Here is a 16,511-nt window from a genome sequence, read left to right as displayed (position 1 = left end):
GGGCTTGGCGCTGATAGTTGCGTCTTCATGTAATCGTTACATTTTTGGCCCGCGCGAAATGACGTGCCGCCGTTTCGTGTCGTCAGGAAAATGGCGGGCAGACCGGAAAATTTGCCGAAAACTCACAATGAAATGCTTTTCATCGGCGTTTGATACGATACATCCGATTTTCCGCGACATCAGCTGGAAAGGGGAATTCCATGATCGATCGACGTTCCGCTTTGAAAATCGCCGGTGCCGGGTGCGCGGCTTCGCTTGCATCCAGGGCAGTTGCCGCAGCGCCGACCGGTGGATCGACGGCCGCGCCGCACAAAGGCACTTCCTTCCTGATATCGAGCACGCAGTCCCGCCGCTGGGCCGCGCAGCCGCAGCCGGTGGTGGAGGCCGACGACGGCGATCTTTTTGGCCGTTCGTTCAGTGTGGATCTGGCCGGGCCCCGCCAGACGATGGCGGGTTTCGGCGGCGCCTTCAGCGATCTGGGCTGGACCGCACTTTCCGCCTTGCCGGCAGCGGAGTGTAACAAGGCGCTGGATCAGGTTTTCGGCGGGGGTGCGCGCCTTGGCCATTGCCGCACCCCGCTTGGCGCCAGCGACATGGCCGCGTCGGCCTATAGCTATGACGAGGTCGCGGGTGATTTCGCGCTCGATCACTTCTCGCTCGGGAGGGACCGCGAGACGGTGATCCCGTTCATCAAGGCTGCGCAGGCGCGTGAGCCGGATCTGACCGTCTGGGCCTCGCCATGGTCGCCGCCGACCTGGATGAAGACCAACGGGGCCTATCAGATGGCGCCGGGCTGGCCCGGCAAGCCCGCCAACGGCATTCGCCCGGATCAGGTGCGACACGAAGGCGAGGACGGCTTCATCCAGGAGCCGCGCTACTTCGATGCCTATGCACGCTACTTCGGCCGATACGTCGACGGTTATGCGGCGGAAGGCATCGCGATCAAGGCGGTGATGCCGCAGAACGAATTCAATTCCGCCCAGCCTTACGTCTCCTGCGTCTGGACAGCAGAAGGGCTGGCGCGCTTCCTGCCGGTGCTGGCCGGCGAAATGGGCAAGCGCGGGGTCGAAGTGCTGCTCGGCACGCTGGAAAGGGGCGATGCGGGGCTGGTGGCCAAGGTGATGGCGCACCCGGCCGCTGCCGCCGTGATCCGCGGCATCGGAGTGCAATGGGCAGGCCGCGCGGCGCTGCCTGAACTGGAGAAGGCCTATCCGCAACTGGCGCTATGGGGCAGCGAGCAGGAGTGCGGGGTCGGTACGAACGACTGGCAATACGCCCGCTACAACTGGCGCGTCTTGCAGGATTACCTGAAGCACGGGGTCAGCGTGTGGACGTATTGGAACATCGCGCTGGCGGATGGCGGAGAGAGCATCGCGGGCTGGCCGCAGAACTCGCTCATCGCGGTGGACGCGAAGAAAGGAACGTGGCGGCTGACCCATGATTATTGGGCGCTGCGGCACACCAGCGCCTTCGTGCGCCCCGGCGCGCGCTACCTGCCTACCCCCAGCAACATCGGCTATGAATTCCAGTATGCCTTCCGCAATCCCGATGGCAGCGTGGTGGTCGTCATGATGAACGACATGGCCGAGCCGCAATCTCGCAAGATCGTGCTGGGCTCGCGGCAGGTGCGCGTGGAACTGCCTGCGGACAGCTTCACCACGCTGGTTCTTTCGGCGCGGGACCTGGCGGGCGACTGATGTTTTACGGCTGCGTCCAGGGCCAGCTGAGGGCCCTGGACGCAACCGTTTCAGCGGCGCTTGGCCTGGGTTACGGTCACGATAACGCGCCGATACCGCGTGATCGCGGGGCTGCCGCCATCCGTGACGGCAAGGATGACATGGGCCTTGCCACTGGCCGGGCAGGGCGGTGCCAGATCGGGCAGCCAACCCGCCGTGCAGGTATCCCGCGCGGTAATGGCTACTTTTGCGTCTGAAGCCTGCGACAGCGTCAGGTCGGCAGGACGCTCGCCGTTCTTCACGCCGGCCTCGTTGTAGAGGAACCAGCGGTAGGTCAGCTTCTGTCCGTCGGGATCGGTGCTGGCGCCCGCATCGAGGTGCAGGACTTCGCCCTTGCGCACGGTGCGCTCCACAACCCCGGTGCCCGCGCTGCCTTCGATGGCGATGCGAGGGGCGTGGTTGGCCTGCGCGAAGGGTTTGACCGTCCAGTCCATGCGCGCGGCGAAGTCGTTCTGGAACGCGGTGCGCCAGCGCCAGATCGTCGCCTGGTCGGAGGTGTGGGGGCGGCCGTCCGCGCCTTCCACGGTGTCCTGCGAGGCGATGCGGTAGAACATGTCCCCGCCCTGGGTCCACAGCGGGCGGCTTTCGCCATAAGGCTGGCGCATCACGTAGCGCCCGCCCCATCCGCCCCATGAGGGGGAGCGGCGTGCTTCCAGTCCGTTGTCGATCAGGCCCAGGAAGGCCGGCGTGTCCCCCTCCATGATGAACCAGTAGCGCGGATAATGCGCGCCCAGCGGGCCTTTGCGGATGTGGGCGCCGAGCCATTCATTGGTGACGGTGGTGAAATCCGCGCCTTCACCGTTGAGATAATACTTGTCGCCGCTGATGCCGGTCCAGGTCGCCTTGGCGAAGTCGCCGGAATCGGGCGTCGAGGGGGAGCCGATCCAGAACAGGTCCGGGAATTCGCGGCGGATCGAAGGCCCGGCGTCGTCCTGGTCGGAGATGGCATAGACCCTGAGGCGGGCCACGAAGCGGGCGAGTTCCTCGGCGCTGCGCGTGGCCCGCACGTGGGCCAGCGCCTCGGCCAGCGTGTTGGCGCCGCCCCACAGGTCAACCCACAGCGGGCGGGTATCGGCGCGGTCGGCGGCGGCGATGAGCTTGCGCGCGCCTTCGCTGGGCGATGCGGCGTCGATCGCGGCCACGCCGTAGGCCGCAGGGCCGCTGGCGATGGTTTCCGCAAGCGCCTGCGCGGTCGGCCAGCCGGGCGCGTTGTCCAGCAGGCGCGGGCGGACTTTGCCGAAATCGGCGACGATGGCGCGGATCGTTTCGGAATGGGTGACGGATTTCTGGAAGGTCGAAGTGGTGGCGACCAGCCCCTCGATGTCGATCTCGTTCGAATAGAGCAGCAGGCGCACCAGCGACATCTGGTCGTCCGGCTCATTGCCGATGTCGCTCAGGACGAAGAGGCGCGGCTTGCCCTCAGCCGTGTCGAGGTGCTCGGCAGGCAGCGGCGCGGCCAGTGCTGGCGCCGCGCAGGCTGCCATCAGGCAGGCGGCGAATGCAGGCAGGACAGCGCGCGAAAGCGGGCCGGGACGAAGGGCTTCATGGTGCGAAGGCAAGCGGTCTTGCTCCTTTTGGGATTCGGGAGAGTACCGGCGGGGCCGGGCGTAGACATGAAAAAGGGATCCGGTCCTGCAGGACTGGATCCCTTGTAAGGAAAAAGGCGGGTCATGCCGAGCCCGCCTTTCCCGTATCGTCAGAAGCGGTAGGTCACGCGCGCGCCGTAAGTGCGCGGATCGCCGAACTGCACAAGGTAACCGCCGGCGTAAGCGGCTTCTTCCGAGGTGGTCAGGATGACCGAGTTCTCGATGTTGCGCACATAGGCCGAGATCTCGAAGCCCGAAGCCTCGTTGGGCACGTAGGTCAGCATGAGGTCGGTCTTGGTATAGCCCTTCTGCATTTCCGTGCCGATGTTGCGGAAGCTGAAGAACGACTTCGACTGGTAGCGGCTCTGCGCGCGTGCGGTGAGCTTGCCGTTGCCGATCAGGAAGTCATGGCTGACGCCGCCCGACAGCGACCACGACGGCGCCTGGGGCAGGGTGTTGCCGGCATACTGTACGCCATTGTTGTTGAAGTCCCGGTAACGGGCGTGGAGGTAGGCGACGGTGAAGTCCACCTTGTCCAGCGTGGTGGGCAGCCAGCTGGTTTCCAGCTCGCCGCCGTAGATGCGGGCGCGGCCGGCGTTGAACACGCGCGATACGGCCGTGACGGGATCGTTCTGCTGCACCTGCAGGTCGGTGTAGTCGTAGAGGAAGCCGCTCAGGTTGACCTGCAGCGTGCCGCCCAGGAAGCGGTTCTTGATACCCGCTTCGTAAGCCGTGATGCTTTCAGGACCATACGTGAAGCCGTTCTGGAAGCCGCCTGCCTTGAAGCCGGTATCGTACTTGGCATAGACGAGATTGTCTGGCGTGGCCTGCCAGTTGACGCCCAGGTGGTAGGTGTCCTTGTTGCCGGTGTAGCTGGCGTCGACGTCGGTATAGGTGCCGGCAACGTCGCTGAAGCCGACCTGCTTCTTCTTTTCGCGGGTGTAGCGAGCGCCGGCCTCGACCTTCAGGTCGGGGGTGATTTCGTAATAGGCCTGGCCGAACCCGGCATAGGACTTGGCATCCGTCACATAGTCGAAGGTGTAGAAGTTGATCGGCGCCGCGCCGCCCAGGATCTGGAAGTTGGTCAGCGAATCGTTGTGGTCGCTGAAGTAGTACAGGCCGACCTGGAAGCCGAACGGACCGGCGCCGTTGGTGCCGAGGCGCAGTTCGTGGTTCTGGGTCTTGGTGGTGCCGTCGGTCGGGAAGGCGAAGCTGGCGCCGGTGCCGCCGTCCTGGTCGTTCTGGCGGCTGATGTCCTGCGTGCGGTAGCCGCCGAAGTACGACAGCGTCACTGGCCCGAAGTCGTAGTTCAGGTTGGCGCGCACGTTCTTGATGGTGAGGTCGATGAAGCCCTGGGTGTTGAGCGCCCAGTTGCGGTCGCTGCCCAGCTTCAGCTTGCCGTCGACGACATCGCTGTAGGGGATGCCCTTGATGACCGCGCCGACGCCGCCGACGTGAGTATATTCGCCGGTAACCAGGGCGGTGAAGGGCGAACCCGAATCGTAGGCGACGTGCAGGCGCGCGGCCTGGCTGACGTCATCGTTGCCGCCCTTGCGGACCAGTCCGCCGTCGGACAGCGAGCCGTTGTTGCGGTAGGCGTCGCGCTGGTGGACCGAAAAGGCGCCGCGTACCTTGATGGAATCGCTGACGGGTACGTTCAGCATGCCTTCCGCGATCAGTGCGTTCTTGTAGCCATATTCGAGGGCCATCGAGCCTTCGAGCTTGTCGGTCGGCTTGGCGGTGGAAATGTTGATCGCGCCGGCGGTGGCGTTGCGGCCGTACAGCGTGCCCTGAGGGCCGCGCAGCACTTCGATACGTTCCAGGTCGAAGAAGCCGACGTTCAGCGCGGTGCCGTTCTGGAGGTAGAAGTTGTCGATGCTGACCGCGACGGCGGGGTTGCCGGTCTCGGTGTAGTCGCGGCTGGAGACGCCGCGAATGGTGATGATCGTGTTCTGGTTGTTCTGGGCGATGCCCAGGGTGGGCGCGATATTGACCAGGCTGTTGACGTCGCTGACGCCGTTCTTCGTCAGTTCCTCGCCGGTGGCGATGGTCATCGCGATCGGGGTCTTCTGCGCGGTGCTCTCACGCTTTTCAGCGGTGACGACGATGTCGCCGAACTGGCCGGACGAACTTTCTGCGCCCGCATCCTGCGCCATGGCGGGCGCGGCGATTCCGGTCGTGGCGATTGCCACTGCAACTGCGAAAGTCGAGATTGGAGACTGAAGCATGGTACCCCTCATGGTTGTCGCGCTCCCCGCGCATATCCTGAAATGCATTACATTAGTATCAGGCGATCTCCTCTTCCTGCTTGTCCAACGAGAAGAGAGAGATGCCGTAAACGCCCTGTCATTAGCAGATGGTAACGGTTACATCACAAATGTGTATCTCAAACGTCACGGGATGCAATAGACAATTTGCCGAAGTTCCGGGAAATGGCTGCCAGGCGTTGCATCTGGTCCTCACTCGGCGGTTTGGCCGCAATATTCCATTGCACGCTTTGAGGGATGGGCGCGGGGGAGTTGCCATTCCGTAAATGCGCGGCAAAGTGCATGTCCGGTCCGCGCCGGAACGCCGCCGCTTCTGGCGGAAACGATTGTTAGAGCGTCGTTATCTTCTGCGCCTGAAGGAACGGCGGGTGTCCTGTGACGGGCGCAGTTCTTGCCCGAACTCAGTCGCCGCCGCCGCCGCCATCTCCCCCGCCCCCATCTCCTCCGCCGCCGTCGAAGGAGAAGGAATCGGACGACCAATCGCGATCGTCATTTTCATATGAAACCTCGCCGCCGCTGTCCGATGACGATGATCCACCGTTCGCGCGCCGCTTCCTGCGCGCGGCAGACTCCGTGGAAACGGCATGGGACACAAATCCGCAGATGCCAGCGAGAGTCACGGCTGCGGCAAAGGTGTGAAAGGTCAGGAAGCCAAGGGCGGCTCCCGCAGTTACGCTTAAAATCCAGGAACGCATCAACCGAATCCGCATAGTGCCCGATCAATCGGTTCTGCGGGTTCGGTGACGCGGTAGCAATCGGATTTCGCCCTGAAAACGAGATTGCGGGCGCGGCTATCTCGGCTTTGCCCGCCTGCGTTTTGCCGGCCGCAGATGCCGCCAGCCGACGACTATGCCAGTGACGGAAATGGCGAGTCCCGCACCGGAGAGCACCCACATCAGGCCGTCGCGCAGCGGGCGCCATGTCAGCAGCCACGGCAGGTCGAAGCTGTGGAGCGCCGCGAACAGCCAGCGATAGCTGCGGCTGCCCGACCCCATCCTGCCCAGCAACATGCCGGTCGCCGGATCCACGTGCAGCCATGTGCGGGCGGGGTCGTCGAACGTCAGCCGCAGCACGGGAAGCGGCCGGGCATCGCTGCGCGGGTCGCCGGTGGTGTACCAGTAGCGATCGTAGGATGTGAGCCGGTGCACGGAGACCAGTTTGCCATCGGTCACGGCTGCACGGGCGATGGCCTCGATCCGGCTGGTCGGCAGAGCCAGCGGACGGGCGGTGGCGCCGTCCAGAAGCACCTTGTCCCGCGCCGCGCCCAGCGCGATCATCACCGGCTTTGCGCCGAGATAGGCGAAAGTCACCTCCCGCGCGCCGTGCGCTTCGCGTTTCAGGGCAGCGAGATCGGTGGGCGCGAAGCCGTGCCTGTCGCCGGAATAGCGCTCGGCGATGCCGTGATCCGCATCGCGCAGGCCGCCCCAGGGGCTCATCGACATCCAGCCGCTGAAGACCCACGTGAGGACGGCCAGCCCGCCGACAAGGCCGGTAACATGATGCCATTTCATCCACCCGCGATAGGGGCTGACGGAGCCTGACTTGTACCGCTTCGACAACCGCACGCGCAGCAGGCCGATCCAGACGCCCGCGACGGCGCCTACCATGCCGATGCCCGAGGTCCACAGCACCGTCTGGCGCCAGGGTTCCTGATGAAGGCGCAGGGCGGTGAAGTAGATCCAGTGCGGCACCGCGCCCAGCCAGTTCCAAAAACGTTCATGCGCCGTGGTATTCTGGACTATCTCGCCGGTCTTCTGCGTCACGTAGATGTCGGTTGCGGCGGTGTCGGCCAGTCTCACGCGCCAGAACGGTGCCATTTTCTTGTAGGCGCCGGTGACGACCCATTGGTCGTTATCGACCGGGGTGACTGCCTCCACCGGGGCGTGGACAAGGGCAGAGGCGATCGTCCCCGCCCGGCCCGCGTCGACGGACAGGATCTCACGGCCGGTCACTGCGGATACCGCACGCCGGCCTTCTTTGGTGACGAAGCGATAGACCGGCTCACCGGCGGTCATGCCGATCCGCATTTCGGAAGGGAACGTCGCCTCGTCCAACGTCGCCAGCGCCGCTTCCGGCCTTACCCTTACCTGCGCCCAGTCGATCGGCGGTGCGCTGGCAATCCGTTCGGGCGCGCGGAAACTTGGGAAAGGCACGTACATCATCACCACGCCCGACACGAACCAGATGGCGAAAAGGACGCAGAGCGCAATGCCGGTCCAGCGGTGGAAGAAGTAAAGCCACCGCCGAGCCGCGCGCCATGCGGCAGCGGACAGCGGCTGCCTGGGCCGTGGTCCGGGATGGAGGCGCGCGTGCGGCGCGCCCCCGGTTACGACAGGTGCGCTGTCAGAAGCCGACATTGAGGCTGGCCTCCACCGCGCGCGGATCGCCCAGCACCCACTGCGAGGCGCCGTACGTGGCCCGCACATAGGTTTCGTCGAAGACGTTGCGCAGGCGCAGGGCGACGCTTGCGGCCTCGACGAACTGCCAGCGCAGGCCGATGTCGGTCAGCGTATAGGCCGGGATGACGCGGGTATTAGCGGCATCCTGATAGCGCTTGCCGACATGGCTGACGCCGCCATCGACGATCCAGCCGTCCAGAAATTCCCAGCTGACGAAGGCATTGGCGGTCCTGGTCGCCACATTGGTCGGCCGGTTGCCGGCACGCTGGAACGGCACGCCGCCAACGGATTCGGCGAAGTCGTCATAGCGGGCGCGCAGCACGGAGCCGTTGAGGCTGATGCTTACCCCCTCCACCGGCTCCAGCGACAGCGATGCCTCGGCGCCACGGGACGATTGCTGGCCCACCTGGACCTGGATCGTCGGGGTCAGCGGGTCGGACGTCAGCAGCTTCTTCTTGACGATGTCATAGGCCGCCAGGGTGAACTGGCCGCGCCCGCCCCAGAAGATGTGCTTGATGCCCACTTCGTACTGCCGCCCGGTGGAAAGGTCGAAGCTGCTCTGGGCAAGACTGGTCGAAACCAGCGCGCCGACCGGATCGGCCGCCGTCGCGTACTGTCCGTAAAGCGACAGGGTGGGGATGGGGTTATAGACCGCGCCCACCCGCCAGGTCACTGCGTCCGGGGTGCCGGTGAAGTTGTTGGCGGCGTTGACGTAATCGGTCTTGGTGATCTCCGGCCGGTCATAGCGCAAACCGCCGACCAGAGAGAACTGGTCGCTGAACTTCAGCCGGTCCTCGGCAAAGATCGAATATTGGCGGATCTTGTTGGTATAGCGCGGCTTGGTCGGCGCGCTGGCCTGGTCGATGAACAGGCCGGGCACCGGATTTACCACGTCGATCAGCCGGGTCTGGTTGTTGCCCGAATTGCTGACGTTCTTGTAGCTGATGCGGTTCACGTCGAAGCCGACCACCAGCTGGTTCTCCAACCCGCCCAGATCGTGCGCGATATTGGCGGTGGTGCGGTTCCCGGTCTGCTTCTGGATGTGATAGAGTTCCAGGAAGCTGGACTGGCGGATCTTCGCCGGGCTGGTTGCGGTTGCGGGGACGTAGGTCACGTTCTCCGCGTTGTTCCAGTACTTGTTCGCCCATAAGTGGTAGAACGTGCTGCGGATGGCGATTGCCTCGGACGGGGACCATTCCAGCTTCGCCTGGCTCCAGTTGTCGCGAAAGCGCAGGTTCGCGTCGGTGACGTTGTAGTTGTTGCGGCGGATCGACTTGTCGAGCTTGCCGTTCACCAGCGGTACGCCGAACCATGTGCGCGGCTTCTGCGTGCTGAAATCGTGCGACAGGGTGATGCTGAGGTCCGGGGCGGGCTTCAGGCGGACCGCGCCCGAAAGCGCCAGTGCGCTGCTGTCGCCCCGGTCCATCCAGCCATCCGAACGGCGATAGCTGGCGTCGGCGCGGAAACCGACCAGATCGTTGACCGGGCCGCCCGCGCCCGCCGCGATGGAGTAGGTTCCGAAGGATGCCACGCCGGCGCGCCCGCCGATCTCCAGCGTATCGCCGGGCTGGCGGCGCGTCACGTTTACCGCGCCGCCGATCGCGCCTTCGCCGTAGAGGACCGAGGCCGGGCCGCGCAGGATTTCCACGCTCTGCGCCATCCACGGGTCGGCCGGGAAGGTCAGCGTGTTGTTGTACATGCGCATCCCGTCATAAAGCGTCATCACCGAGTTCTGGCCGGTGAAACCGCGCGCGGACAGGCCGTAGCCGAAAACGCCGGACGTGTTGACGATGCCGGTCGCGCGGGCGGCGGCGTCCTGGATCGTCAGGTCTCCGCGCAGGCGGATGGCGTCGCCGTCCAGCGTCTCGATGCTGGCCGGCGTCTCCAGCGGGGTAAGGTTGAGGCGGCTGGCGCTGTCTGTTTTGGTGTTCAGTCGAAGCTGGTCGACGATGCCGGTGACGACGATCACGTCGCCCTCCGCATCGTTCGGGGCCTGCTGGGCGTACGCCGAACCGGCAGCGAAATTGGGCGCAACTAGAGTGAAGGCCGCAAGCGCAGCCGATGCGAAATTGGTCATGTTATTCCCCCCGTCGGCGTCAATCGACGTTGGGCCGGGGCGTGCCGTTCACGAACGGTCGGCGCCGCGCATCGCCCGGACGCCAGGGGCGGCCGACACACGAAACCGATGCGGCCCCAGCCGCTCGTTCGTCGCTCAGACGGAGTTCACCGTGCCGCGGCCATCCCCTGGACCAAGGCAAGAGCGACCAGACACCGGCAGGTCTCCTGGCTCATGGGTCATCGCTTGATATACGGCCTTCCCAGGCCTCGCATGTTACAGCGTCCGGCCCAGTGGCTGGCGGCTCGGCGCTATGCCGTCCGCACATGTATATCGCGCTCGCCACTTACAGTTGCAGGGACAGCTGCGGATTTGGATGGAGAACCACCCGCACCGCATTCCCATTTTAATCCCCTTTCGGGGAACCGACGCGATCTTTACCCGTGCGGATGGCCAAGGGCCGATGCACGAATGCCGCGTTCATATGGTCGGGATTTTCAAATCGCAAGCGTCATGATGAGCATCGGGATCATCGGCTGCGATCCGGCGACCCGGCGCGCATCGCATCGATTACCGCGCGCAGGCCTGCGGACATGTGCTTGCGGGTGGGATAGTACAGATAGAGCCAGTCCTCCGGCTCTATCCAGTGTTCCAGGCAGCGGATCAACCGTCCGCTGTCGACCAGGGGCTGGGCGCGATCTTCCCATACATAGGCAAGCGCGATGCCTGCCAGTGCCGCCTCGATCATCAGTTCATGGTCGTGCAGGGCCAGGGGGCCGGTCGGCTCGAAGTCGATCTCCTGCCCGCCCCGGCTGAAGGACCAGGGGTATCGCGCGGAAGTGGGATACATGTTGCGGATGCAGACATGGTCTTGCAGGTCGGCCGGAGATGTCGGCACCGGGCGGCGCTGGAAATAGGCGGGGGAGCCGACCACCGCGAAGCGCAGGCGCGGATTGATCTTCACTGCGGTCATCCCGTCGCGCAGGCTTTCGCCGAGCCGGATGCCGGCATCGAAGCCTTCCTCGACGATATCGACAAGCCGATCCGTGGCGACGATTTCCAGTTCCAGATTCGGGTTGCGTGCGATCAGTCCGCCGATCACCGGCCCCAGCACGAAGGGCGCGACCGAGTTGGGGGCATTGATCCGCACTTTGCCGAAGGGTGTATCGCGGAACTGGTTGAGCGCGTCGAGCGCCGACCCGATCTTCCCGAAAGCAGGCGAAAGCTGGGCGAGCAGCATCCCGCCCGCATCTGTCAGCGATACGCTGCGGGTGGTGCGGTTGAGCAGGCGGATGCCCACCCGGGTTTCAAGATTGGAGACGGCATGGCTGATGGCGGACGCCGTGACACCGCGTTCCTCGCCTGCCCGGCGGAAGCTGCGGTGGCGGGCGACCGCATCGAAGGCAGCAAGTTCCGAAAGGTCTGTCGTACGCATTACTGATCCTCGCTCAGCATTGAGCGGACAACTATCGATCTAATCGGATCAATAGGAAAGGCGCAAAAAGCACTCGCAAGCCGGTGTTGTTCCTCCGGCCGCCCCGCCGGTCCCCGGCATTTGTCGAAAGGATATTCCCATGAAGATCTGGTTCATCACCGGCGCCTCGCGCGGTTTCGGAGCGCTCGTTACCGAGCGCGCATTGGCGCGCGGCGACGCTGTCGTTGCCACCGCGCGCAAGGCCGAGGCGATTGCTACGCGGTTTGGCGACCCCCCCAATCTGCTGGGCCTGCCGCTCGACGTCACCGACGAGGCGCAGGCGATAGCCGCCGCGAAAGCGGCGATCGACCGTTTCGGTCGGATCGACGTGCTGTTCAACAATGCCGGCTTCGGCGTAATGGGCGCGGTCGAGGAAACCGGCGCTGCCGAAGTGGAAGCGGTCTATCGGACCAACGTGTTCGGCCTGCTGAATGTTACGCGCGCGATCCTGCCCCACATGCGCAGCGCGCGTTCGGGCCGCATCCTCAACGTTTCGTCGATCGGCGGATATCGCGGTGCGGCGGGCTTCGGTGTCTATAGTTCGACCAAGTTCGCGGTCGAGGGGGTGTCCGAGGCACTGCATGACGAACTTGCACCGCTTGGCATTCATGTAACCGTGGTCGAGCCGGGCTATTTCCGCACCGATTTCCTCGATGGCTCGTCGCTCTCCGTCAGCCCCGCCGTGATCGCCGACTATGACGATACTGCGGGCAAGGTACGGACCGTGGCGGCCGGGCTCAGTCACAACCAGCCGGGCGATCCGGCGCGGCTGGCGCAGGTCCTCGTCGAATTCGCCGAGGCGCTCAATCCTCCGGTGCGGCTGCCGCTGGGAAGCGATACCGTCGCGGCGATACAGGCCAAGCATGAGGCCGACGGCGCAATCCTGCGGGAATGGCGCAGTGTCTCGGTGTCCACCGACTTCTGACTTGGAAATGGCCGCGCGGCGTTCCCCGCCGTCGGCGTGCATGCGCGAATCAGACAATGACCTGCGCATGCACCACATAACGCCAAGGGCCGCGCCGGATGGCATCGAAGGGAAAGCATGTCGTCAGGTCCAGTCGTTCGCCTGAGGCGCTGTCGGGCACGGCGTAGCGGTCCCAGCGCACCACGTCCGTGCCGGTCACCCGGTAACGGCGTTTCAGCCCGGCCCGGGTTTCCAGGGTCACGACATCGCCCTTGTGCAATTCGCGCAGGAACCGAAAATGCGTGTCGCGGTGGGCGGCGATGACGGCGGTGCCCGGCTGGCCCGGGGCTGCGCCGCCGGGCAGCAGCGTGGGCCCGAACGCCAGCGCCTGCCCCGACCCGCTGTCCAGGACCATGCGCGTCACGCCAAGTCGCTCTACCGAAAGCCCGGCGAGTGGTGTCATGTCCGCCCAAGGCCAGGGCCGGCGCGGCCTGTGGTCTGCCAAGCTGCGCGCGAAGGCGCGTTCCAGCAGGACCTGCGCGGCCACTGCCTTGGCCGGAACGTAAAGGCCGCGCCCGATATCGGCCACGCCTGCAAGGCACAGCGCGGCCAGCAGGATAACGCAGAGGCCGCGCTTGTGCGCGGCCTCCCTGATACGCGGCAGCGGGATCATGCCGCCCTCCGGCGCATCAGCACGGCGAACCCGGCAAGGCCCGCCAGCAGGAGCGCACAGCCCTTGCCGATCACGCCGAGGAAGCCGGTGGCGGTCTGCGGCAGTTCCAGCGCCTGCGCCTGCATGGCGGCAAGATCGCCTGAACCGTCCCCGACTGCGGTGCGCTGCGCCGCCTGTCCGAACAGGTGGCCGAAATCCCAGCCTGCGGGAAGGTTGATCGGCAGTTCCTCGCGGGTCAGGGGGGCGCCGTCGGGGCGCGAGCGCGTTTCATCCACGGCGACAAGGCTGGTGCGGCTAGTGACGATACCGTTTTCCATGCCCACCCGTTCGACTTCGGCGTCTGCCGCCGTATCGTCCAGCTTGCCTAGCGCGCGGTCCGCCTCGATGTCGGTGATGCGGCGACGGGCCCAGAGCTTTTCCACGGCCGGGCTGGGCAGGGCGGCGGCCAGGTCTACCCGCCGTTCCCACAGCTTGCCGCCGATCCTGCCGCTGACCGTAAGGGTGCCGGCAAGGTGATCGCTGCGGCCCACCAGCACCAGCGGGCGGCCTGCATAGACATCAGGCAGACGCGAGGGCGTCAGGTCGAGCGATCCGCCCTCCACCCGCACCGACAGGTCGCGCACCGCCGGATGGCTCAGCACGTCGAGCAGCGGCATCATCTTCGCCGCCACTTCTCCCGGTGCGCCGACATGGGTGTAGACGCCGCCGCCGATGGTGGACATGCGCTCCATCAGATAGTCGTTGGGGGCCGAACCGATGCCGACCATGAACACATGGCTACGTCCGCCGTCGGCGCCGATGGCAGCCATCATCTCGCGCTCGTTCGAGATTTCGCCGTCGGTCATGAACACGATCTGGCGCAGCACCTCGGGATCGCTCCCGCCGCCGCTGCCGGCATCGGTCAGCGCGGCGCGCAGGGCGGGAAGCATTTCGGTGCCACCCTGCGCTTCGAGCGACCCGGCGAAGCGGCGCGCCAGTGCGACCTGATCGGGCGTGGCGGCCACGCTGTGCTCGAACAGGCGGGTCATGGTGTCGTCGAACCGGATTACGTTGAAATGGTCCTGCGGGCGCAGCGTGCCCAGGGCATGGATCAGGCTGGCCTTCGCTTCGTCCATCGAATCTCCGCCCATCGACCCGCTGTTATCGATCACGAAAACCATTTCGCGCGGAGGCGTGGGCAGGGCGGACAGGTCGGCAGGCGGCGTCACGGAAGCCATCAGGTAATCGCCCTTCGCGGTGTGCTGGGCGAACAGGCCCAGCGTAGGGTCGGCCGAGGCGGAGCGCCATTCCAGCACGAAGTCGCGGTCCGCAGGGACGGCGGTATCGGCCAGTCGGACTGTGCGGTCGTCCAGCGGACCGGACACATTGACGCGGTGATAGCGGCTGATGAGGTTGGCGACATCGAAGCCGGGCGCAAGGCGCACCGCGATCGAGGTGGGGTTGAGGCCCCCGCTCAGTTTCGCACCCACCTTCGGATCGAGCACCGGGGCGGCTGTGACCGCGTTCGCATCCGCCACGGCGGCATCCGAATTCAGGGTATGGGGCGGTGTGTAGCGCGGCCCCACTACCAGCGGCAGGCGCAGCGAGAACGTGCCGTTCGCCTGGGCCACCGGGGCCTGGTACTCGATCGCGATCAGCACCGTCTCGCCGGGGCCGACATTGGCGACCATGGTGGAGAACATGTTGGGCCGTTGCTGTTCCACCAGCCCGGCCTTGCGTCCGCTGGCCTTGGCCTGTTCGTAAGCAGCGCGGGCTTTCTCGCGCGGCTGGATGCGGCCCACGATCACGCGCTGGCCCACCACCATCTTCAACGAATCCACCGCGCCGTCCTGCGACAGCGGATAAAGATAGCTGGCCTCCATCCACTTGTCGGAAGTGTTGCGAAACGCCTGGGTGACGCGCACGCGGGCCACCTGTCCGGTGACGTTCACCTCCATGTCGGTGCCAAGGCGGACGGCGGGGAGGGCCTGGGCAATGCCCTGGCCGCGCAGCATCAGGGTGCCGGCTGCGGGCCCCTCATCTGACTGGTCGCCGGGCGCGGCGTCTTCCCCCGCCTCATCGGCGGCAAGGGCGGCGCCGGCATGCACCGCGAGGGCGGCGGGCGCCCCCAGCGCCAGCACGGCGGCGGGGATCAGGCAACTGCGGAAAGCGAAGGAATGCGGCATGGCTTGGCTCCATCGAAGATCGGGAGCCATCCCTCTATGCGCAGGGCGGTGCGTACAGCCACGAGCAGTTTCGGCCTGTTCCCGCCGCGCCGTGTGCGGGAAAACGCACAATGACGCAGGTGTTGACGGGATGTCCGCATTTGTGCGCAAATAGGCGTAATGACGATGTCCACCAAAATCACGCCCGAAGATGCATCCCAGGCCGACGCGGTATCCGCAGAAGGAATGGAGACGGGTCGCCGGGTGCGTGAGGAGATCGCGCGGCGCCGCATCTCGCGCCAGGCGCTGGCGGACATGGCGCGGATCAGCCTCTCCACGCTGGAGAAAGCTCTGGCCGGAAAACGCCCTTTCACGCTGGCCACGCTGCTGCGGATAGAGGAAGCGCTGGGCGTCAGCCTGCGCGCCGGCTCCGCAGCGCAGGCGCCGAGCGGCGGCGACGTCGCGCCCGAGGCGATGGGCGCTTACTCCCGTTCGGCCGTGACCTGGCTTGAAGGGCGCTACCTCACGGTGCGGCCCAGCTTCGGCACGCCGGGAAGCCTTTTCGCTTATCTCACCACGATCCGCTGGGTGCCCGAGAAGGCTTGCCTCTGTTTCGCGGAATCGGGCCGCTCCGACGCCCGCTTCGAACAGGCCGGGCAGGTTTCGATGCCCAACCTTTCCGGCCACATCTATCTGGTGACCAATGAGCAGGGGCAATACCGCCTCGCCATCCTTTCGCGCCCGACCATCGACGGCGGCCTGTTCGGCATCCTCACCACGCTGGAAGTGGGCCACGGCTCACAACTGGTTCCCGCCGCCGCGCCGCTCGCGCTTGGCAAGCTGGGCGAAGGGGAGGACCCGCAGCTCGGCCTTGTCAGCCCGGACATGCCGCACTTCGCAGCCTACCGCGAAATGCTGAACCGGTCGACCGAAGGCGACTTCGCTCGTCTTCACGGTACGGACTGAGCAAAACTGCGCATATCGCCAATACCGGCGCCGATACGGATCTGAATCGACTTCTTTCAAACCGGTTCGGTTCTAACAACTGTGCCCCAGTCAAATAATCATTAATAACAGCAAACAAGTATAGCTGCAGACCTTCGGGTCAGCGGATGGGATGCCGAGTGATCGACCTTCAAAATACAATTCTGGAGATGATAGCCAAAGGGGAGTCGCTGGCCGACACCATCAATCGCCTGTGCCTGGAAGTGGAGCGGATCGTCCCGGATGCGATCTGTTCCGTGCTGAGGGTGGATTCTCAGGGCTGCCTTC

Annotated in this window: 11 protein-coding genes and 1 riboswitch (1 of these 12 cut by a window edge); of the genes, 4 read left to right on the top strand and 7 right to left on the bottom strand. The window is 65.4% G+C overall.

The window, feature by feature from the left end; genetic code table 11:
* Positions 1 to 200: 200 nt before the first annotated feature.
* Positions 201 to 1,697: a glycoside hydrolase family 30 beta sandwich domain-containing protein gene (locus TQ38_RS21895; RefSeq protein ID WP_052505718.1), complete on the top strand. Its 1,497-nt coding sequence runs from the start codon at positions 201 to 203 to the stop codon at positions 1,695 to 1,697.
* Between the two features lie 50 nt (positions 1,698 to 1,747).
* Here the strand turns inward: TQ38_RS21895 and TQ38_RS21890 are convergent, their stop codons facing one another.
* The 5 genes from TQ38_RS21890 to TQ38_RS21870 all read right to left on the bottom strand — a co-directional run bounded on the left by TQ38_RS21890 (position 1,748) and on the right by TQ38_RS21870 (position 11,479).
* Complete coding sequence (locus TQ38_RS21890) at positions 1,748 to 3,295, bottom strand: DUF1593 domain-containing protein (RefSeq protein WP_052505720.1); 1,548 nt, start codon at positions 3,293 to 3,295, stop codon at positions 1,748 to 1,750.
* 137 nt (positions 3,296 to 3,432) lie between these two features.
* Positions 3,433 to 5,550, bottom strand: a complete 2,118-nt coding sequence (locus TQ38_RS21885; RefSeq protein WP_043975554.1) for a TonB-dependent receptor — start codon at positions 5,548 to 5,550, stop codon at positions 3,433 to 3,435.
* Between the two features lie 830 nt (positions 5,551 to 6,380).
* A complete protein-coding gene (locus tag TQ38_RS21880) occupies positions 6,381 to 7,946 on the bottom strand; it encodes a PepSY domain-containing protein (RefSeq protein WP_052505721.1) in 1,566 nt (521 codons plus the stop codon).
* On the bottom strand, positions 7,933 to 10,065 hold the full coding sequence (locus TQ38_RS21875; RefSeq protein WP_052505722.1) for a TonB-dependent siderophore receptor: 2,133 nt from the start codon (positions 10,063 to 10,065) through the stop codon (positions 7,933 to 7,935). The genes TQ38_RS21880 and TQ38_RS21875 overlap by 14 nt, the downstream gene beginning before the upstream one ends.
* Before the next feature lie 178 nt (positions 10,066 to 10,243).
* Positions 10,244 to 10,489: riboswitch (cobalamin riboswitch) on the bottom strand.
* Positions 10,490 to 10,573: 84 nt separating this feature from the next.
* Entirely contained in the window at positions 10,574 to 11,479 is a 906-nt protein-coding gene (locus TQ38_RS21870) for a LysR family transcriptional regulator (protein ID WP_043975555.1), read from the bottom strand.
* A 139-nt stretch (positions 11,480 to 11,618) separates the two neighbouring features.
* Here TQ38_RS21870 and TQ38_RS21865 point away from each other — a divergent pair, with 139 nt between their 5' ends.
* Positions 11,619 to 12,443: an oxidoreductase gene (locus TQ38_RS21865; RefSeq protein WP_043975556.1), complete on the top strand. Its 825-nt coding sequence runs from the start codon at positions 11,619 to 11,621 to the stop codon at positions 12,441 to 12,443.
* 49 nt (positions 12,444 to 12,492) lie between these two features.
* On the opposite strand, the gene TQ38_RS21860 is transcribed toward TQ38_RS21865, so the two are convergent.
* Complete coding sequence (locus tag TQ38_RS21860; RefSeq protein ID WP_043975557.1) at positions 12,493 to 13,095, bottom strand: class GN sortase; 603 nt, start codon at positions 13,093 to 13,095, stop codon at positions 12,493 to 12,495.
* The gene (locus tag TQ38_RS21855) at positions 13,092 to 15,260 is read right to left on the bottom strand and encodes a marine proteobacterial sortase target protein (protein ID WP_043975558.1); all 2,169 of its coding nucleotides are present in this window, start codon (positions 15,258 to 15,260) and stop codon (positions 13,092 to 13,094) included. The genes TQ38_RS21860 and TQ38_RS21855 overlap by 4 nt, the downstream gene beginning before the upstream one ends.
* Before the next feature lie 165 nt (positions 15,261 to 15,425).
* Between TQ38_RS21855 and TQ38_RS21850 the strand changes: the two genes are divergently transcribed.
* Together TQ38_RS21850 and TQ38_RS21845 are read left to right on the top strand one after the other, a co-directional pair.
* A complete protein-coding gene (locus TQ38_RS21850; protein ID WP_240198041.1) occupies positions 15,426 to 16,205 on the top strand; it encodes a helix-turn-helix transcriptional regulator in 780 nt (259 codons plus the stop codon).
* A 158-nt stretch (positions 16,206 to 16,363) separates the two neighbouring features.
* A protein-coding gene (locus tag TQ38_RS21845) for a bifunctional diguanylate cyclase/phosphodiesterase (RefSeq protein WP_113942031.1) crosses the window boundary here: on the top strand, positions 16,364 to 16,511 show its 5' portion. The gene runs 1,682 nt beyond the window's last position; 148 of the gene's 1,830 nt are visible here — the first part of the coding sequence; it begins with the start codon at positions 16,364 to 16,366; the stop codon falls past the right edge of the window.

The sequence above is a fragment of the Novosphingobium sp. P6W genome (assembly GCF_000876675.2).
In the GTDB taxonomy this organism is placed as follows: domain Bacteria; phylum Pseudomonadota; class Alphaproteobacteria; order Sphingomonadales; family Sphingomonadaceae; genus Novosphingobium.
The sequence above is the reverse complement of the archived record's forward strand: the minus strand, read 5'-3'. Positions and strand labels throughout refer to the sequence as shown.